The following is a 21461-nucleotide window of genomic DNA, read 5'->3' as shown; positions in this document are numbered from 1 at the left end:
CAGGACCCCTCCTGCTTACGTCCTCGCCGCGACGTCGGCCGAGGCTGACTGGTGATCTCCGGCCGTTATCCCGGCCCTGCGGCCGGCACCGCCGACAGCGTCGGTGGGCACGGCTGTGAGGACCGCACGGAATTGCTCCGCCCGGTCCGGCCTGTCACAACCGCTCGTGCTTGGGCCCTCGGTCGATTCCGGTTGCCGACAGCGCCGTGTCGACACCGATTCCGGCCCGGCAAAAGCCCCCTGATTCATGTTCTGGTCGTACGGGGCCACCGCGGCTTCCCCGGCAGTCACTATGGCCCACGGCCCAGCGGATGATCAATGTTCGGCCCACGTGCCCGGAAACCGGCACGGGCAGCATGAGAATCGGCTGGGAGGGGTGTTCAAAAGCGGCTGTTCAACTGGCCTCGCCGGGCCAGTTGAACAGTGCAGAAAATCGGCCTGCCCGAATTCTTGACAAATGGACAGGCCGAGGTTTTTCCATGCGAGAACAGAGGAAAGGCGCGGGCCGTAATTGGCCCGCGCCTGGGAGAGAATCAGGTCCAGCGCCGCTCACTGGTCCCGGCGGTTCGCCGAGAAGGTCGTCAGCGCCGCGGAAACCAGCGCCCAGACGGCGAGAACGACGCAGGCGCCCCCCACCGTCCACGGCCACTGCTCCCCGGCGTCCTGTTCGCGACCGATGCGGTCCCAGGCCTGCAGGACCGTCATGTGCAGGAGGCTCGCGGTGAGGCGACTGTGGTCGTTCAGCAGCGTGGGAAGGACGAAGAGCAGGGCGGTGGTGGCCACGATGGCGATGACGGCGTGCCGGACCAGCGCGGCCACTCCCATGCCCACGAGGGCGGAGACCGGGGCGAGCAGCGTGGAGGCCAGGAGCAGGCGCGGGATCCCGGTGTGCCCGAGGCCCACGGCGATGTCCTGACCGGACAGGACGGCCTGGGCGACACCGTACGAGAGGAACGCCGCGAGCGCACCGAAGCCGGTCGTGGCGACGGTGACCACCGCCACCTTCGCGGCCATCACCGAACCACGGGCGGGAACGGCCGTGAAGGTCGTCCGGATCATGCCGGTGGTGTACTCACCGAGGACCGCGATGGCACCGATCGCACCGGCACCGAGCATCAGCATCGTCGCGGAGCCGGGCGGGAACGAGTCGGGCACCAACCCGAGCATCCGGAACAGCGCCCGCCGCTGCTCGTCGGCCTCGGCATACTGCCGGGCGTCTCCCCTGGCGTTGGCGCTGGTGCTCGTGAGCACCAGCGCCGCCGTGGCGACGAAGGCCCACAGGGTCGACCGCAGTGACCACAGCTTGATCCACTCGGCGGCGAAAAGGTCACTGAAGCGGGCCCTGGGCTCCACCGGCGGCACGCTTACCGCGGTCTGGTCCGTAGTCGTCGGCGCGGTCACTCGGTCTCTCCTTCAAGGTACTCGACACTGTCGGCGGCCCGTTCCAGGAACGCCGCCTCCAGCGGGACGTGCCCCGGCGGGCAGCTCGGCCCGCCGGGCGGAGGGCCGGCGGCGGCGCCGCTCACTGGTCCCGGTGGTGGGCGGTGAGGATGGCCAGCCCGGCGGCGACCAGCGACCAGACGGCGAGCACGATGTAGGCACCCTCCATCGTCCACGGCCACATCTCCCCCACGGCCTGGTTGTAGCCGATGCGCCGCCAGGCCTGCAGGATCGTCATGTGCAGGAGGCTCGCGCCGAGGTGACTCTGGCCGTTGATCACCGAGGGAACGACGAAGAGGAGGGCGATCGTGACCACGATGGTCAGTACGCTGTGCCGGATCAGCGCGGCCAGCCCCATGCCCACGAGGGCGGCCACCGGAGCGAGCGCCGCGGAGGCGATGAGCAGGCGCACGATCCCGGGGTGCCCGAAACCCACGCCGGCGTCCTGGCCGGACAGCACGGTCTGAGCCGCACCGAACGAGAGCAGTGCCGCGACCACTCCGAGGGCGGTCGCCGCGGCGATGGTCACCGCAACCTTCGCGGCCATCACCGAACGGCGGGCCGGTACGGCCGTGAAGGTCGTCCGGATCATGCCGGTGGTGTACTCACCGAGGACCGTGATGGCGCCGATGGCACCGGCGCCCACGATCAGCATGGTGGCGGCGCCGGTGTTGAAGGAGGCGCTCACCGTCCCGAACGCCCGGAAGTACGCCTGGCCCTTCTCGTCGTTACCGGTGTAGTGCTGCGCGTCGGCGAAGGCGCCGGTGACGGTGATGGTGAGGATGAGCGCCAGCGTGCCGGCGAAGGCCCAGGGGATCGAGCGCAGTGACCACAGCTTGATCCACTCGGCGGCGAGCAGATCACTGAAACGGGCCTCGGGCTCCCGTGGCCGCTCGTCGGACTCCGGGGTCGTCTTCGACGTCGTCTGCGCAGTCACTTGGTCTCTCCTGCGACGTACTCGACGCTGTCGGCGGTCAGTTCCATGAACGCCTCCTCCAGCGAGCTGGTGTGGTTGGTCAACTCGTGCACCAGAATGCGGTTCTGGAACGCGATCTCGGCGATCCGGTCCGCGTCCAGCCCGACCACCCTGAGCCTCCCGTCGGGTTCGCGCTCCACCTCCGCACCCTCGTCGCTGAGCAGCGGCAGGAGCGCCGCCGGGTCCGGCGTACGGACCGACACGCTCCGGCGGGCCCCACGGGCCGCGAACTGCGCCACGCTCTCCACGGCGATCAGCTCCCCCCGGCCGAGGACGACGAGCTGGTCGGCGGTGTGCTCCATCTCCGACATCAGGTGACTGGAGACGAAGACCGTGCGCCCCTCGGCGGCCAGGCGGCGGAACAGACCGCGTACCCAGTGCACGCCCTCCGGGTCGAGCCCGTTGAGCGGTTCGTCGAAGAGCAGCACCGGCGGGTCGCCGAGCAGCGCGGTGGCGATGCCGAGGCGCTGGCGCATGCCGAGGGAGAAGCCACCGATCCGGCGGTTCGCCGCGTCCGCGATGCCGACCTCCCGCAGCACCTCCTCCACCCGGCTGCGCGGGATCCTGTTGCTGCGGGCCAGCGCCCGCAGGTGGGCCCGGGCGGTGCGCCCGCCGTGCACGTCACCGGCGTCCAGCAGGGCGCCGACGTGCCGCATTCCACGGGGCAACGAGCGGAACGGACGGCCGTCGATCGTGACGGTCCCGCTGGTGGGGGTGTGCAGGCCGAGCATCAACCGCAAAGTGGTGCTCTTGCCGGCCCCGTTGGGGCCGAGGAACCCGGTCACCTGACCGGGATGCACAGTGAAGCTCAGGTTGTTGACCGCCAGCTTCTTGCCGTAGCGCTTCGTCATCTCGTGGACTTCGATCATGCGGCCCATCCTGCTGCCGGCGCGGTGTTCCGCACATCGCCCCTGTGGTGACACTCGCCCGCCCCCGTGTGTAAGCCACGGTCGTACACCCGTGGTCCGATGCCCCGTTCGGGACGCCTGGCTACCCTCGGCATATGTACGCCACGCTGATTCTCCCGCTGCTCAAACGCGTGCCACCCGGCGCCTGGACAGCCCTCACCTGGCTGGTGGTCACCCTCTACCCCACGCTGCTCGTCGGGCGGAGCGGTGCCGCCGCCTGGTTCAACGGCGCCGCGATGGGCAACCGTTCGGGTGCGACGAGCCGGGACTGGGCCATGGTGGGCGCGGCGGCACTGATGGCGCTCGCGGGCAGCGCACTGCTGGCGCGCCGGCCGTTGGCCGGTCTCGCCCTGCTGATCGCCGCCTCGGTGAGCGTGACGAAGGGCTGGTCGTCCGGTTCTCAGTTCCCGCCGCTGCAGTTCCTCTCGGCGGACATCGCCCTGCTCGTGATCACGGCCACCCGGCCCCGGCGGACCGCGCGCATCGCGGCGGGCATGCTGATCGGCGTCCTGCTCGCGCACATCCTCATGGTTCCGGGCGCCGACACCGGCGACGCCCAGGGAGCGGTGCTGCTGGCCGTCATCGCCCTGCTGATCGGCCACTCGATGCGCCAGGCCCGCGAACACGCCAAGGAGCTCAGCGTCCAGGCGGCCGCCCGGGCGGTCACCGCCGAGCGGCTGCGGATCGCCCGGGAACTCCACGACATGGTCGCGCACACCATCGGCATCGTGGCCCTGCAGTCCGGCGCCGCCCGCCGGGTCATCGAGACCCAGCCGGACCAGGCACGCACCGCGCTGGGCGAGATCGAGACCGCGAGCCGGGAGACGCTGGCCGGGCTGCGCCGGATGCTCGGCGTCCTCCGGCAGCCGAAGCCCGGCTCGGAAGCCGAGCCGGCCCCGCTGGAGCCGGGCCCCGGTCTGGCCAACGTCGACCGGCTGGCGGCGACCACGGCAGCCGCCGGCGTCACGGTCGACGTGCGGTGGAGCGGCGAGCGGCGGCATCTTCCCCCCGAGGTCGACATGTCGGCCTTCCGGATCGTCCAGGAGGCGGTCACCAACGTGGTGCGCCACGCCGACACCAAGGCATGCCGGGTGTCCATCGACTGCCAGGATTCGGAGCTGTTCATCGAGGTCCTCAACCAGGGCCGCCGGCACCCCCGCAGTGGATCCGCCGGGTCCGGATTCGGGCTCGTGGGCATGCGCGAGCGGGTCGACCTGTTGCGCGGCGAGTTCTCCGCCGAACCGCTTCCCGAGGGCGGCTTCCGGGTGGCCGCCCGTCTTCCCGTCCCGGAGGCGGTCCGATGACGATCCGCGTACTGCTGGCCGACGACCAGCAGCTGATCCGCACCGCCCTGCAGCTCGTGATGGCCGACACCCCCGATCTGGAGGTGGTCGGCCAGGCCGGCGACGGCGCCGAGGCGGTGGAACTGACCGCCGCCCTGGAGCCCGACGTCGTGGTGATGGACATCCGGATGCCCGACATGGACGGCATCGAGGCCACCCAGAAGATCACCGCCGGCCCCGGCAAGGCCCAGATCCTGGTCCTCACCACCTTCGACGACGACGACTACGTCTACGGCGCACTGCAGGCCGGCGCCGCCGGCTTCCTGGTCAAGGACATGGGCCTGGACGAGATCCTGGCCGCTGTGCGGGTGGTCGCCGACGGCGACGCTCTGATCGCCCCCAGCGTCACCCGCCGGCTGATCAAGGAGTTCGCCGGCCGCCCGACCGGCGCAAAGCCTCGGCGGACGCTCACCGGCATCACCCACCGCGAGCGCGAGGTGCTCACCCTGGTGGCCCAGGGGATGTCCAACACCGAGCTGGCCGAGCAACTGGTGATCAGCGTCGCCACCGCCAAGACCTACGTCACTCGGCTGCTGGCCAAGCTGAACGCCCGCGACCGGGTCCAGCTGGTGATCATGGCTTACGAGGCCGGCCTGGTGACCCCGTAACCACGGCCGGGTACACGGGCCGATGCCCGCGTGCCCCGACCCGATCCGCCGTCGCCGGCCGGCGGCCGCGTCCGCTTCCACGGACCGCGGCAGCCGGCCGGCGGCGTTCACCCGGGCCGGTCCACCCGGGCCGGTCCGGTCAGTGCCGCGTCCTCATCGGGCGTCCCGGTCGCGCATCGGCCGCAGGGCCGGCCGGCTCGACTTCTCGGTGCCGAGCCGCTGCGCGAGTCCCGCCACGGTCGGCGCGTCGAACAGCGTCCTGATCGGCACCTCGACCTCCAGCACGGCACGGATCCGGGCGACCAGTTCCACGGCCAGCAGCGAGTGCCCGCCCAGCTCGAAGAAGTCGTCATCGACGCCCACCTTCTCCAGCCCCAGGACCGCTGCGAAGGCCTGGCACAGCAGCTGCTCCTGGGGGTTGGCCGGGGCCCGGCCGGCACCCGCGCCGGCGGCGTAGTCCGGGACGGGCAGGGCCTTGCGGTCCAGCTTGCCGTTGCCGGTCAGCGGCAGAGCGTCCAGCACCACGACGGCCGACGGGACCATGTACTCCGGGAGCCGTTTGGCGGCGAACGCCAGGACGGTGTCCGGGAGTCCGCCGACCTCGTCGTCGGCGACGACGTACGCCACCAGCCGGGTGTCCCCGGGGACGTCCTGCCGGGCGATCACCGCGGCCTGCGCGACCTGCGGGTGGGCAGCCAGCACGGCCTGGACCTCACCGGGCTCGATCCGGAAACCGCGGACCTTGACCTGCTCGTCCGCCCGGCCCAGATACTCCAGCTGCCCGTCCGTACGCCAGCGCGCCACATCACCCGAGCGGTACATGCGCAGAGCGGGCTCGAAGGGGTTCGCGACGAACCGCTCAGCCGTCAGGCCCGGGCGCTTGACATAACCACGCGCCAACTGCGTACCCGCGATGTACAGCTCACCCGCCACGCCCGGCGCCACCGGGCGCAGGTACGCGTCCAGCACATAAAGGCGGGTGTTGGCGATCGGACGGCCGACCGGGACCGGCTCGCCCATCTCCTGCCCGGCCCTCAACGCGAACACCGCGCAGCCCACCACGGTCTCCGTCGGCCCGTACTCGTTCACCACCACCGACTCGGGAGCCCGCTCCAGCCAGGACCGCACCACTGCGGCCGGCAGTGCCTCGCCACCGACCACCCAGGTGGCCGCAGCACCCTTCGCCTGGCCGTCCGACAGCATCTCGCCCAGCAGCGGCAGATGTGCCGGGACGGCCTTCACCAGACCGAACCCTCCGCCGTCACGCAGCAGCTGCGCCAGTCCCTCGGCACCGCCCTCCCGGCTCACCACCACCGGCGCACCCGAGATCAGCGGTACGACCACGCTGGTCACCGTCAGGTCGAACGCCAGCGACGAGTGCAGCGGCGCACCGCCTTCCGCGCCGTACGAACCGGCCGCATGCCGCGCGTAGTTGGCGAGCCCGCCGTGCGTGACCGCCACGCCCTTCGGCCGACCCGTCGAGCCCGACGTGTAGATCACGTACGCCAGACCGTCCGCCGACACCGGCACCCCGGGAGCGGTCGTCGGCAGGGCGGCCACCTGCGTCGCCGTGAGCGCACCGTCGACCGCCACCACCCGGGCCCGCCCGGCCGGGAGTTCGTCCAGCACCTCCTCGTCGGTGAGCGTCAGCACCGCGCCACTGTCCGCCAGCATGAACGCGATGCGCTCCGCCGGGTACTCCGGATCGACCGGCAGATAGCCGGCACCCGCCTTCCAGGTGGCGAGGAGGGCCACCATCATGTCCACGCCCCGCGGGAGGCAGATGCCGACCAGCGACTCCGCGCCGACCCCCTGCGCCAGCAGATAGTGGGCCAGTCGGTTCGCCCGCTCATCCAGCTCCCGGTACGACACCTCCTCACCGTCCGCCCTCACGGCCACCGCATCCGGTGTACGCACCGCCTGGACCGCGAACAACTCCGGTACCAGAGCCGCACCGAAATCCACCCCGGTGTCGTTCCACTCGGCAAGCACCCGCCGCCGTTCGGTCTCCTCCAGGACGTCCACACCACTCAGCCGCAGCCCCGGATCGCCCGCCACCAGCTCCAGCACCCGCACCAGGCGCTCCGCGATCCGCTCGACCGACTCCGCCTCGAACAGATCCGCCGCACCGATCACCGTGCCGAACACACCCGCCGGCGCGCCCTGCGCATCAAAAGCCTCGCCCAGCAGCACATCCAGGTCGAACCGCGCCGCCGTGGCCGCACCCGTCGGCATCCCACTCACTCCCGTACCCGGGAGATCAAGGACGGCCCGCGCATTGTTCTGCATCGTGAAGACCGTCTGGAACAACGGATGACGGCCCATCGAACGCGCCGGCGCCAGCTCCTCCACCAGCCGCTCGAACGGCACGTCCTGGTGCTCGAACGCCGACAGACTCGTCTCCCGCACCCGGCCCAGCACCTCACGGAACGACGGATCACCCGACAGATCCGCCCGGATCACCAACGTGTTCACGAAGAACCCGACCAGATCCTCCAACGCCGCATCCGTACGACCCGCGTTCGCCGCACCGATCGGCACATCCGCGCCCGCACCCAGCCGCGACAACAACACCGCCAGCGCCGACTGCAACACCATGAACATCGTCACACCCTCGGCCCGCGCCACCCGCGCCAGCTCCGCGTGCAACACCGCCGGAACCTCCACCCTCACCTCATGACCACGGTTCGACGCCACCGCCGGACGCACACGATCCACCGGCAGCGCCAACTCCTCCGGCACACCCGCCAACTCAGCGCGCCAGTACTCCATCTGACGCCACAGCAGGCTTTTTGGATCGCCGGCCTCACCCAGCAACTCCCGCTGCCACAACGCGTAATCCGCGTACTGCACCGGAAGCGGCTCCCACAGCGGCATTCGACCCCCCGCACGCGCCGCGTACGCCACCGACAGATCCCGCGCCAGCGGCGCCCACGACCAGCCGTCACCGGCGATGTGATGCACCACGACCGCCAGCACCCGCTCCCGCGGCCCCGCCTCCAACAACCACGCCCGGATCGGCACCTCCACCGCCAGATCGAACACATGGCCCGCGACCTCGGCCACGGCGCCCTCCAGCTCCTTTGGCGCCACCTCCACCACCGACAACTCCCACTCCAACTCCTCGAGCGGGATGATCCGCTGGTGGGGCTCGCCGTTCTCCGTCGGCAGCACGGTGCGCAGCACCTCATGCCGGCCGAGTACATCCCGCAGGGCCGCGCCGAGGGCCTGGCGGTCGATCTGCTCCGGCAGCTTCAGCGCCATCGGGACGTTGTAGGCGGCACCGGCGTCCTGGAGCTGGCCGATGAACCACATCCGGCGCTGCGCGTAGGACAGCGGCACCCGGTCGGGGCGCTCCATCGGCATCAGGGCCGGCCGGTCGTTGCCGTCCTCGTCGGCGATCCGGGCGGCCAGGGCCGCGACGGTCGGGGCGTCGAACAGGACCCGGATGTCCAGGTTCACGCCGAGCACCGCGCGGATCCGGCTGGCCAGCCGGACGGCGAGCAGGGAGTGGCCGCCGAGGGCGAAGAAGTCGTCGTCGACGCCGACGCTTTCGACGCCGAGGATCTGTGCGAACACGCCGCACAGGAGTTCCTCGCGCGGGTTCGCGGGGCCCCGGCCCACGGCGGGACGCTCCTCGGGGGCGGGCAGCGCCTTGCGGTCCAGCTTGCCGTTCACGGTGATCGGCAGGGCGTCGAGGAGCACGACCGCCGACGGCACCATGTACTCCGGCAGCCGCTCGGCGGCCAGACGGGTGACCAGCCCGGGAAGGTCGGCGGGCGCGCCGTCGGCGACCACGTAGGCGACCAGGCGCTTCTCTGCGGGCGTGTCCTCGCGCACGACGACGGCGGCCTGGGCGACCTGCGGGTGCGAGGCGATGACGTTCTCGATCTCGCCCGGTTCGATACGGAAGCCGCGGATCTTCACCTGGTCGTCCGTGCGGCCGGCGAACACCAACTGCCCGTCGGCCGTCCAGCGGGCCCGGTCGCCCGTGCGGTAGAACCGCTCGCCGGGGCCGCCGAAGGGGTTGGCGACGAAGCGTTCCGCCGTCAGGCCGGGGCGGCCCAGGTAGCCGCGCGCCAGGCCGATGCCGGCGACGTACAGCTCGCCGGGCACGCCGACCGGCACCGGGGCGAGGAACTCGTCCAGGACGAAGACACGGGTGTTGACGACCGGCGCGCCGATCGCGACCTCCCCGGCCTGCGGGTCGCAGCGCCACAGCGTCGCGTCGACCGTGGTCTCGGTCGGGCCGTAGGAGTTGAACAGCCGGTGGCCGCGCGCCCAGCGGGCCATCACGTCGGGCGGGCAGGCCTCACCGGCGGTCACCAGGACCGTGTCCGCGCCGATCGACTGCTCGTCCAGGGTGGCCAGCACGGCCGGCGGCAGCGTCACATGCGTGACCCGCTCCGCGGCGAGGAACTGCGGCAGGGCCTCGCCCAGTCGGCGCTCCTGCGGGATCACCACCAGGGTCGCGCCGGTCAGCAGGGCCATCAGCCACTCCCAACCGAAGGTGTCGAAGCCCGGCGAGGCGAACTGCCCCACCCGCGACCCGGCGCCGACCCCCAGCCGGCGGACGTGGCCCGCCACCAGGCTCGCGACACCCGTGTGGGAGACCAGCACGCCCTTGGGACGCCCGGTCGAGCCCGAGGTGTAGATCACGTAGGCCGGGTTCTCCAACCGGACCGACGGGGCGGCCAGGGCGCCGCCGTCCGCCGCCGTCGTCTCCGGGGCGTCCACCAGCACCGCGGAGCCGGGCACGACCGGAGCCGTGCCCGAGGAAGCCAGTACCACGGCGGGCTCGGCGTCCTCCAGCATGTACGCGATGCGGTCCACCGGGTAGGCAGGGTCGATCGGCAGGTAGGCGCCGCCCGCCTTCGCGACGGCGAGGAGGGCCACCATCAGGTCGACGCCGCGCTCCAGGCAGACCCCGACGATCGACTCCGCGCCCACACCCCGGCCGACCAGGTACCGGGCCAGGCTGTTCGCCCGTGCGTCCAGTTCGGCGTAGGTCACCTCCTCGTCGTCGGCGGCCACCACCGCCACCGCGGCCGGATCGCGTGCCACCTGCGCGGCGAACAGCTCCGCCACTGTTCCCGAGGGCACGTCGGCAGCGGTGGCGTTCCACTCCTCCAGCAGCCGCCCGCGCTCGGCCGCGTCCAGCACGTCCACGGTGCTCAGCCGGATCTGCGGGTCGCCCGTGAGGACGTCCAGCACGTGCACGAGCCGGGCCACCAGGCGCTCGGCGGAGGCCTCGTCGAGCAGGTCCGCCGCCGCGGTCACCGAACCCCGCACGCCCGCCGGTGCGCCCTGCTCGTCGAACGACTCGGACACGATGACATCGAGGTCGAACCGGGCCGGCGTCCGTCCGGCCCGGCGCTGCTCGACCCGCAGGCCGGGCAGTTCCAGCACCGCCTGCTCGGTGTTCTGCAGGGTGAGCATCACCTGGAACAGGGCGTGGTGGGCCATCGAGCGGTTCGGGGCCAGCTCCTCCACCAGCCGCTCGAACGGCACGTCCTGGTGCGTGAACGCCTCCAGGCTGCGCTCGCGCACTCGGCCCAGCACCTGACGGAAGGTCGGGTCGCCCGACAGGTCGGTGCGCACCACCAGGGTGTTGAGGAAGAAACCGACCAGGTCGCTGAGTGCGTCGTCGGTGCGGCCGGCGTGGGGCGAGCCGATCGGGATGTCCGTGCCGGCGCCCAGGCGCGACAACAACACCGCCAGGGCGCCCTGCAGCACCATGAACACCGTCACGCCCTCGGCCCGCGCCAGTTCCACCAGCCGGGCGTGGACCTCCGCCGGCACCGCGACCGGCACCTGGTGACCGCGGTGCGAGGGCACGGCGGGACGCGGGCGGTCGAAGGACAGGTCGAGTTTCTCCGGCGCCCCCGCCAGCGCGCCGCGCCAGTAGTCGGCCTGGCGGGAGATCATGCTCTCCGGATCGTGCTCGTCGCCCAGCAGGCCGCGCTGCCACAGCGCGTAGTCGGCGTACTGGACGGGCAGCGGCTGCCACTGCGGCGCACGGCCGGCCGTGCGCGCCGCGTAGGCCACCGAGAGGTCGCGGGCCAGCACGCCCGTCGACCAGCCGTCACTGGCGATGTGGTGGATCGTCACCACCAGGACGTGCTCCTCGGGAGCGGTCCGGAACAGCGACGCCCTGATCGGCAGTTCCGACGCCAGGTCGAAGAGGTGCGCCGCCGCCTCGGCGATCGCAGGTTCCAGCTCCTCCGCGGCCACCTCTGCCACCGACAGCCGCCAGGCCGGCCCCTCCGCCGGGAGGACCCGCTGGTAGGGCTCGTCGTCCACGACCGGGAAGACCGTGCGCAGCACCTCGTGCCGGCCGATCACGTCCAGCAGGGCCGCGTTTAGTGCCTCCTCCTCCAGCCGGCCGACCAGCCGCAGGGCGACCGGCACGTTGTAGGTCGCGCTCGGGCCCTCCAGCTGCCCCAGGAACCACACGCGGCGCTGGCCGTACGACAGCGGCACCCGCTCCGGCCGCTCCCCTGCCGTCAGCGCCGTCCGCGCCGTCCCGGCGTCGCCCAGGCGGGCGGCCAGGCCGGCCACGGTCGGGGCGTCGAACAACGTGCGCAGTGGCACCTCGACCCCGAGGACGGTGCGGATCCGGCTCATCAGCCGGGTGGCGAGCAGGGAGTGGCCGCCGAGGGCGAAGAAGTCGTCGTCCACGCCGACCTCGGGCAGGCCCAGCACCTGTGCGAACACGCCGCACAGCAGCTCCTCCTGGAGGGTGGCAGGGCCACGGCCCGTGCCGGCCGCGTACTGCGGGGCGGGCAGGGCCCTGTGGTCGAGCTTGCCGTTCACCGTCAGCGGCAGCGCGTCCAGCACCACCACGGCGGACGGCACCATGTACCCGGGCAGCCGCTCGGCGACGAAGTCGCGGACCGAGGCGGGCAGTCCGACCGTGCCCTGGGCGGCGACCACGTAGGCCACCAGGAGCGCGTCACCGACCTCCTCCCCCCGGACGACCACGGCCGCCTGAAGGACCTGCGGGTGCGCGGCCACCGCGGCCCGGACCTCGCCCAGCTCGATCCGGAAGCCACGGACCTTCACCTGGTCGTCGGCCCGGCCGAGGTACTCCATCTCACCCCGGGCGTTCCGGCGCACCAGGTCGCCCGTGCGGTACAGGCGCTCGCCCGCCCCGCCGAACGGATCGGCGACGAACCGCTCCGCCGTCAGACCCGCACGCCCCAGGTAACCGCGTGCCAGACCCGCGCCCGCCAGGTAGAGCTCACCGGCCGCGCCCGACGGGACCGGCGACAGCGCGCCGTCCAGCACGTACGCCCGGGTGTTCGCGATCGGCGCGCCGATCGGTACGTCCGTCACCCCGGGCCGCGCCTGCCAGCTGAGCGCGTCCACGGTCGTCTCGGTCGGGCCGTAGGTGTTGAACAGCCGCCGCCCGGCGGCCCAGCGCTCGACCAGCTCCGGCGGGCAGGCCTCGCCGCCGACCTCCAGCACCACCTCGGCGCCGATCGAGCCCTCCTCCAGAGCCGCCAGCACCGCAGGCGGCAGGGTCGCGTGTGTCACCCCGGCCTCGGTGAAGAAGCCGGCCAGCTCGGCGCCCAGACGCCGGTTCGGCGGGACCACGACCAACGTCGCCCCGTATGTGAGGGCCAGCGACCATTCCAGGCAGAAGTTGTCGAAGCTCACCGAGGCGAACTGCGCCACCCGCGAGCCCGGACCGGCCCCGAAGCGGGCCAGCGCCGCCACCGTGTTCGCGAACGCCGCCAGCGGAACACCCACACCCTTCGGCCGACCCGTCGACCCCGAGGTGTAGATCACGTACGCCAGCTGCCCGGGCAGCGCCGCGGGCCGCTCGGCCGGGGCGGCCGGCTCCCGGAGTACCTCCGCGGAGTCCACCAGCAGCACCGGCGTCCCCGCCCGTTCGACCACTTCGGCCGTGGCCGCCGAGGCCAGCACCAGCGCGGGACACGCGTCCTCGAGCATGAAGGCGATCCGCTCGGCCGGGTACTCCGGGTCCACCGGCAGGTGGGCGGCACCCGACTTCAGCACCGCCAGCACCGCGACGACCAGGTCCACGCCCCGCTCCAGGGCCAGGGCGACCACCGACTCCGGGCCGACCCCGCGGCCCGCCAACCGGTGCGCCAGCCGGTTCGCCCGGGCATCCAGCTCGGCGTACGACACCTCCTCGCCGTCGGCGACGACCGCCACCGCGTCGGGGGTCCGCGCCGCCCACTGCTCGAACTGCCCGACCACGGGCACCGGGGACACCTCGGTCGCCGTGTCGTTCCACTCGGTGAGGACCCGGCGCAGCTCCTCCTCGGCCAGCACCGGGAGCGTGTTCAGCCGCTGGTCCGCGCCTGTGGCCAGCGCCGTCTCCAGCGCGCCGACCAGTTGCTCGGTGGCCGTGCGCAGCAGCACGCCCACCGCCTCGGGGTCGACCGGGGCCACCGCGTCCACGTCCAGCGCGATCGACTCGCCGGTGTCGTTGACCGAGACGCTCAACGGATAGTTGGTGCGCTCCCGCGCGTACACCTGCCGTATGCCGGCCAAGCCGTCGGCCGATGCCCGCGCGGCACTCGGAGCCGTGTTGTGGCGGTAGTTGAGGAACGAGGTGAACAGTGGTGTGTCGCCCGCGACTCCGCTGGCCTGCTGGGCCAGCGCCAACGACGCGTGCTCGTGCTCCAGCAGGTCAGCCAGCTGGGCACGCATGCCCGTGACCGCGCCCAGCACGCTCAGCTCACCCGTGCGCACCCGCACCGGCAAGGTGTTGATGAACGGTCCGAGCACCTGCGCCGAACCCTCGCCCGAGTTCATCCGGCCGAACAGCACCGTGCCGAAAACGACGTCGTCACGACTGCTGACCGCAGCCAGCACGCGCGCCCACGCCACATGCAGCACCGTCGCCGCGCTCGTCCCCAGGCGACGCGAGACCTCACGCAGGCGCTCGTGCAGCTCCGGCGGGAACGGCACCATCCGACGCACCGCGGCCGCGCCGTCACCGCGCACGTCCACCAGCCCGAACGGCGCGGTCGGCTCCTCCACGTCGTCCAGCAGGTCGGCGAAGTACCGCTCGTGCTCCGCCTGCGCCACGCCACCACGCGCCTGCGCGACGAAGGTACGGAACGGCAGTGGCTCCGGCAGCGTGTCACCACGCCCCGTCAGGAACGCCTCCACCTCTCTCAGCAGCACCTCGACCGCCGTGTGGTCCTGCACGATGTGATGCACGCGCATCAGCGCCAGCCAGCTGTCGCCCTCCGGCACCGCCGCCACATGTATGTCGATCAACGGCGCACGGCCCAGGTCCACCGACAGGCCGGCGAGGGCCAGCAACTGCTCGACCTGGTCCCCGGCCTGCGGATCCAGCGCCACCTCCGCAACCGGCAGCACGGCCTTGCGCCACACCACCTGCACCGGCTCGACCAGCCCCTTCCACACGATCGAGGTGCGGAAGATGTCATGCCGGTCCACGACCCGTTGCAGCGCCTCGACGAACGCGTCCAGACGCGTCCGCGACGCGAACTCCAGCACCGTGGGCAGCACATACGCATCCACACCGCCCTCGGCCATGAGGTGGTGGAACCACAGGCCCTGCTGCAGCGGTGCCAACGGATAGACGTCCGCCACGTTCGCCGCACCGCCCTGGACCGTCGCGACGACTCCGGCGATCTCGTCAGCGGTCAGCTCCACCAGGGGCAGCATCTCCGGGGTGATCTCCACGGCGTCCGCGGGGATCAGGTTCGCCGGCACCTCCACCTGCGTCGCGCCCGTCGACGCCGCCAGGCCGGCCGGCGTCGGGGACTGGAAGAACGCCCGCACCGACACCGACACACCATGCCCGCGCAGCACCTCCACCAGACGCACCGCGAGCAGCGAATGGCCGCCCAACTGGAAGAAGTTGTCCTCGACCCCGACGCTCTCCAGGCCCAGTACCTCGGCGAAGGCGGCGCAGAGAACCTCTTCGCGGGCGTTCGCCGGTCCGCGCCCCGCACTTGCCGTGTACTCCGGGGCGGGCAGGGCCTTGCGGTCCAGCTTTCCGTTGATCGTCAACGGGAGTCCGTCGAGGACCACGATCGCGGAGGGGACCATGTGCTCCGGCAGCCGTGCGGTCAGGAACTCGTGGGTGATGGAGGGGAGTTCGTCGCCGTCATGACCATCGGCAGGCACCACGTAGGCCACCAGCCGGGTGTCACCGGCGTCCTGGCGCGCGACGACCGCCGCCTGCGCCACCCCGGGATGCTCGGCCACCACCGAACCGATCTCGCCCGGCTCGATCCGGAAGCCGCGGACCTTCACCTGCTCGTCCGCACGTCCCAGGTATTCCAGCAGACCGTCCGCACCCCACCGCGCCCGGTCACCGGTCCGGTACATCCGTTCACCCGCCGCACCGAACGGCGACGCCACGAAGCGCTCCGCCGACAGTCCCGCGCGCCCGAGGTAGCCGCGCGCCAGCTGACCACCGGTCACATACACCTCACCGCCGACTCCCACCGGCACCGGACGCAACCGCTCGTCCAGCACGAACACGCCCAGCCCGGGAATGCCGCGGCCGACCACACTGCCCGCGGCGTCCCCGGCCGCCAGCTCCTGGAACGTCACGTGCACCGTGGTCTCGGTGATGCCGTACATGTTCACCAACCGCGGACCATCCGCACCATGGCGCTCCCACCACCCGGCCAGCCGCACCGGATCCAGCGCCTCACCGCCGAACACCACGGCACGCAAGGACCGCACCGCCTCCGGCCGCCGCTCCTCGGCTCCCATGAACTGGTAGAACGCCGACGGAGTCTGGCTCAGCATCGTCACGCCCTCGCGTTCCACCAGCGCCACGAAGTCCTCCGGCGAACGCGACACCTCGTACGACACGACGGCCACCCGACCGCCGTGCAGCAGCGCGCCCCACAACTCCCACACCGAGAAGTCGAACGCGAAGGAGTGGAACCAGCTCCACACGTCCGCGGGGCCGAACCCGAACAGGCCCTGCGTCCGGGCGAACAGGTCCGTCACGTTCCGGTGTGTCACCACCACACCCTTGGGACGTCCCGTCGAACCCGAGGTGTAGATCACGTACGCCGGCTGGTCCGGTGCCAAGTCCCCGCGCTCGTCCGTGGACAGCACGCCGGCGCTCAGGAGCGCCAACTCCTCTGCCACCGCCGGGTCGTCGAGGGCCACGACGTCGACCCCCAACCCCGACAACCGGTCCGCCGCCCCCTGTTCGGTCAGCACCAGCGCGGCCTTGGCATCGTCGATCGTGAACGCCACCCGGTCCGCCGGATACGCCGGATCGATCGGCAGATACGCACCGCCTGCCTTCACCACCGCCAACAGCGCCACGATCAACTCGACGCCGCGCTCCAGGCAGACGCCCACCACCGACTCCGCACCCACACCGCGCGAAACCAGCGACCGTGCGAGCCGGTTCGCCCGCGCTTCCAACTCCGCGTACGAGACCCGCTCGCCATCGGCGACGATCGCCACCGCATCGGGAGTCTGTGCCGCCTGCGCCTCGAACAGGGCCGGCAGAGTGGTTCCCGGAGACTCGGCTCCGGCGTCGTTCCACTCCGTCAGGATCCGGTGCAGTTCCTCGGTGGCCAGCACGGGGACGTCTCGGAGTGCCTCGTCCGGCGCGCCGTCCAGTGCCGTCTCGACCAGGGGAACCAGGCCCTCGACGGCCGTCCGCACCAGCAGGCCGACGGACTCCGGAGCGATCGGCGCGACCGCGTCGACCACGAGCGCCATCGTGTCGCCGTTGTCGTCGACGGAGACGGTGAGCGGGTAGTTGGTGCGCTCGCTCGAGGACAGCACCCGCATGCCCTCGGGCACGGTGTCACCCTGCTGTTCGGCCTCCGCACCGGTGTTGTGGCGGTAGTTGAGCAGCGAGGTGAAGACCGGGGTGTTGCCCGGAAGGCCGCTGGCCTGCTGGGCCAGGGCCAGGGAGGCGTGCTCGTGCTCCAGCAGTTCGGCGAGCTGACCGCGCGTCGCCGTCACCGCCTCCAGGGCGCCCAGCTCACCCGTCTTCAGCCGCACCGGGAGCGTGTTCAGGTACATTCCCGCCACCCGATCGGCGCCCGCACCCGCGTTCATCCGACCGAACAGCACCGTGCCGAACACCACGTCCGCATGACCCGACACCGCCCCGAGGACCCGGGCCCACGCGACGTGCATCAGCGTCGCCGGGCTGGTTCCGGCCCGACGCGCCACGCTCCGCAGTCGGTCGACCAGTCCGGTCGCGAGCGGCACCACCGCGCGTTCCACAGCGGCGCCGTCACCGTGGACGTCCACCAGCTCGTACGGCGCGGTGGGCTCGGTCACGTCACCGAGCAGCTCGGCGAAGTACCGTTCGTGCGCGACCCGATCCGCACTGCCGCGCACCTGTGCGACGAAGTCGCGGAACGGCAGCGGCTGCGGCAGCTCGCCGCCGCGCCCGGCCAGGAACGCCCGCACCTCATGGAGCAGTACCTCCAGCGCGGTGTGGTCCTGCACCAGGTGGTGCAACCGCAGCAGCACCAGCCAGCGCCCGCCCTCGGGCAGCGCGGCCGCGTGCACACTGATCAACGGCGCCCGGCCCAGATCCATCGACAAACCCACAACGGCCTGCAGTTCGGCCACCGGATCCGCGGCCTCGGGGTCGAGGGCCACCTCGGTCACCGGCAGGACGGCGCGCCGCCACACCACCTGCACCGGCTCCCGCAGCCCCTCCCACACGAACGAGGTCCGCAGGATGTCATGCCGGTCCACCACCTGCTGGAAAGCCCGCGCGAAGTCCTCGACCCGCTCCCGCGAGTCCATCTCGACGACCACCGGCATCAGGTAGGCGTCCTCGCCGCCCTCCGCCATCAGGTGATGGAAGAGCAGGCCCTCCTGCAAAGGGGCCAGCGGATAGACATCCGCGATGTTCGCGCAGCCACCTTCCACCGTCGCCGCGATACGGGATATTTCCTCACCGGTCAGATCGACCAGCGGCAGCATGTCCGGCGTGATCTCCCGCGCGTCGGCGGGGATCAGGTTCGCCGGGACGGCGACCTCCTCCGCACCCGCCGACGCCGCCAGGCCGGCCGGGGTCGGAGTGTCGAACAGCGCCCGCACCGACACCGACACACCCTGCTTGCGCAACACCTCGACCAGATGCACCGCCAACAGCGAATGACCGCCGAGCCGGAAGAAGTCGTCGTCCACACCGACGTTCTCCAGCCCCAGGACCTCGGCGAAGGCCGCACAGAGGATCTCCTCACGCGCATTGACCGGGCCGCGGCCGGCACCGGTCGCATACACGGGGGCGGGCAGGGCCTTGCGGTCCAGCTTGCCGTTGCCGGTCAGCGGCAGCGCGTCCAGCAGCACGACGGCCGACGGCACCATGTGCTCCGGCAGACGTCGGGCGGTGAACTCCCGGACCGCGTTCGGCAGGGCCTCTGCCGCACCCGCCTCGCCCACGGGGACGACGTAGGCGACCAGACGCACGTCACCCGGGACGTCCTCCCGGGCCGCCACCACCGTCTGCGCGACCAGCGGGTGCCCGGCGATCACGGCCTGCACCTCAGCGGGCTCGACACGGAAACCGCGGACCTTCACCTGCTCGTCCGCACGGCCCAGGAACACCACCTTGCCGTCCGCCGTCCACCGGGCCCGGTCACCCGTGCGATACATCCGCGCACCCGGCTCGAACGGATGCGCCACGAACCGCTCAGCCGTCAGCCCGGGGCGCCGGACATAGCCACGCGCCAGCTGCGCCCCGGCCACGTACAGCTCACCCGCGACACCCTGTGGCACGGGCCGGAGCGCATCGTCGAGGACGTAGAAGCGGGTGTTCGCCACCGGCGTGCCCACCGGCACCAGACTGCCGTCCGCCTCGAGGCGGGTCGTAGCCACGCCGATCGTGGTCTCGGTCGGGCCGTAGTGGTTGAACACCCCACGATCACCAGCGTGCTCGACCAGCTCGCGCACCAGCGCGGGCGAGGCCGCCTCACCACCGAGGACCAGAGAGCGCGTCGGCAGCACGCCTTCGACGCCCACCACCGAGGACAGCGCTGCCAGGTGCGAGGGGACGATCTTCACACAGTCGATCCCGTGCTCCGCCAGATGGGCCGACACCGCCGACGGGTCCGTGACCAGGCCCTCGTCGATCACGTGCAGCACGCCGCCCGTCGTCAGACTCGCGAACACCACCGTGTTGCCCAAGTCCGTGACCTGCGCCTGAAGAAGCGCGTAGCGGACGCCGGGCGCGTCGAAGCCCACCCGGCCCGGCACCGACGACACGTAGTTCGCCAGGCCTGAGTGCGTGACCGCCACGCCCTTCGGACGGCCCGTCGAACCCGACGTGAAGATGACGTATGCCGGGTGCTCAGGCAACACCTCCACACCCGGTGAGGTATCCGCAAGGCCCGCCAGCTCCGCAAGCACCGCGGGTTCGTCCAGCACGACCGCCGGCAGGCCGGACGGCATCGTGTCGGCCACGGTCCGCGAGGTCACCACCGCCACCGGTGCGGCGTCCGCCAGCGCGATCTCGATTCGGTCGACGGGGTACGCCGGATCCACCGGCAGATACGCACCGCCCGCCTTCATCACCGCCAGCAGCGAGACCAGCATGTCGGTCCCGCGCTCCAACGCCACCGCGACCACCGACTCCGGGCCCACACCCCGCCCGGCCAGCAACCGGGCCAGCCGGTTCGCCCGCGCATCCAGGTCGGCGAACGACAGCTCCACGCCGTCGGCGACCACCGCCACCGCGTCCGGCGTCCGTGCCACCTGCGCCTCGAACAGCTCCGGCAGCGTCGTCGGCTCGACCGCCACCGCCGTGTCGTTCCACTCCACCAGCACCCGGCGACGCTCAGCGGCGTCGAGCAGCTCGACGCCGCTCAGCCGTATCTGTGGGTCAGCGGCCACCGCGGCCAGCACGCGCAGGAAGTGCACCGCGATCCGCTCGACCGACTCCGGCTCGAACAGGTCCGCCGCACCGGCCACCGTCCCGTGCACACCCGCCGGCGCACCCTGCACGTCGAACGTCTCACCCAGCACCAGGTCCAGATCGAACCGCACCGGCGGTGCCCCCGCCGACAGCGCGCTCGCCTCCAGCCCCGGCAGGTCGAGTGCCGCCTCCGCGTTGTTCTGCAGCGTCAGAACCGTCTGGAACAGCGGATGGCGCCCCCTCGACCGCGTCGGCGCCAGTTCCTCCACCAGCTTCTCGAACGGCACCTCCTGGTGATCGAACGCCGACAGACTCGTCTCCCGCATCCGGTCGAGCACCTCACGGAACGTCGGGTCCCCCGACAGATCCGCCCGGATCACCAGCGTGTTCACGAAGAACCCGACCAGATCGTCCAGCGCCACATCGGTACGGCCGGCGACGACGGTACCGATCGGCACGTCCGTGCCCGCCCCCAGCCGCGACAGCAGCACCGCCAGCGCCGACTGCAGCACCATGAAGAGGCTGACGCCCTCCGCCCGGGCCAGCTCGGCGAGCCGCGCATGCACCTCGGCGGGGACGGCCACCTCAGCGGTGAGACTTCGGTGGGAGGCCACCGCCGGACGCGGACGGTCCACGGGCAGCGCCAGTTCCTCCGGCGCATCTGCCAGAGCCTCCCGCCAGTAACCGATCTGACGGGAGACCAGGCCCACCTGAAGTTCCTCCACCCGCACCCGGGCAACGGCCTCCCGCTCCTCCAGCAACCCCATCACCGACGCCACCGGCCACCTCCGCATCATCCAGGACGAACTGATCGCCCGAACGCTCCCACGACGACACCGGAACCATGCCTGAGCAGCGGAAACTCAGTGATCACATCCGGAAAGACAACGGCTTCTAAACGCGCACCGCCCAGCCCAGCATCCGGCCCCCTGAGCCCTGCGGGTGCAGCGCCGGACTCATGCCCGCACGAACGGCTTCCCCCTGCCCGGCCGTCCACGACATTGACAGGCCGCCCACACCGCAGTCGGACCCCACCACCGAGCACTTCCCCACCCACACGGCCACCCCCCACACCACGCGCATTACAGAACAAAACGGTGTGTCGCCTGGCACTTTCGTCTCCGCCTCGGCATCGTCGACCCCGTCCAACCCGATCTCACTCATGCAAGCACGCGGAAGGAGCAACCGTGCCCGCACCCCGCACAACACCCCGCTGAAGCCCGCCCTCCATGCCGAGAACCCCCGAGGGCCCGAGTGCAGCCCAGGCCCCTCACCCTGAGGCCAGAGACGGCGCTGCCATCGTTGATCACC

General features: G+C 71.8%; 6 protein-coding genes. 2 read left to right on the top strand and 4 right to left on the bottom strand.

Annotated elements, in window-relative coordinates; translation table 11 throughout:
* Positions 1–549 precede the first annotated feature (549 nt).
* From C6376_RS28520 to C6376_RS28510, 3 genes are all read right to left on the bottom strand, one after another.
* Positions 550–1401: an ABC transporter permease gene (locus C6376_RS28520; RefSeq protein ID WP_216825615.1), complete on the bottom strand. Its 852-nt coding sequence runs from the start codon at positions 1399–1401 to the stop codon at positions 550–552.
* 121 nt (positions 1402–1522) lie between these two features.
* On the bottom strand, positions 1523–2377 hold the full coding sequence (locus C6376_RS28515) for an ABC transporter permease (protein ID WP_216825614.1): 855 nt from the start codon (positions 2375–2377) through the stop codon (positions 1523–1525).
* Complete coding sequence (locus C6376_RS28510; protein WP_173985753.1) at positions 2374–3285, bottom strand: ABC transporter ATP-binding protein; 912 nt, start codon at positions 3283–3285, stop codon at positions 2374–2376. Before C6376_RS28510 ends, C6376_RS28515 begins: the two co-directional genes overlap by 4 nt.
* A 134-nt stretch (positions 3286–3419) precedes the next feature.
* On the opposite strand from C6376_RS28510, the gene C6376_RS28505 reads away from it, so the two are divergent.
* Both C6376_RS28505 and C6376_RS28500 read left to right on the top strand, forming a co-directional pair.
* A complete protein-coding gene (locus tag C6376_RS28505) occupies positions 3420–4628 on the top strand; it encodes a sensor histidine kinase (RefSeq protein WP_107446041.1) in 1209 nt (402 codons plus the stop codon).
* On the top strand, positions 4625–5275 hold the full coding sequence (locus C6376_RS28500) for a response regulator transcription factor (RefSeq protein WP_107446040.1): 651 nt from the start codon (positions 4625–4627) through the stop codon (positions 5273–5275). The genes C6376_RS28505 and C6376_RS28500 overlap by 4 nt, the downstream gene beginning before the upstream one ends.
* Positions 5276–5428: 153 nt before the next feature.
* On the opposite strand, the gene C6376_RS28495 is transcribed toward C6376_RS28500, so the two are convergent.
* Positions 5429–20929, bottom strand: coding sequence for a non-ribosomal peptide synthetase (locus C6376_RS28495; protein ID WP_159083282.1), 15501 nt, complete (start codon positions 20927–20929; stop codon positions 5429–5431).
* Positions 20930–21461: the final 532 nt, after the last annotated feature.

Source organism: Streptomyces sp. P3 (genome assembly GCF_003032475.1).
Taxonomy (GTDB): domain Bacteria; phylum Actinomycetota; class Actinomycetes; order Streptomycetales; family Streptomycetaceae; genus Streptomyces.
Note: the sequence above shows the minus strand (reverse complement) of the source record. Positions and strands in the feature narration are given on the sequence as shown.

Bases quoted from the DNA above. Each gene is read 5' to 3' on its own strand.
- C6376_RS28500 (WP_107446040.1), top strand. From the start codon at position 4,625: ATGACGATCCGCGTACTGCTGGCCGACGACCAGCAGCTGATCCGCACC.
- C6376_RS28505 (WP_107446041.1), top strand. From the start codon at position 3,420: ATGTACGCCACGCTGATTCTCCCGCTGCTCAAACGCGTGCCACCCGGC.
- C6376_RS28510 (WP_173985753.1), bottom strand. From the start codon at position 3,285: ATGATCGAAGTCCACGAGATGACGAAGCGCTACGGCAAGAAGCTGGCG.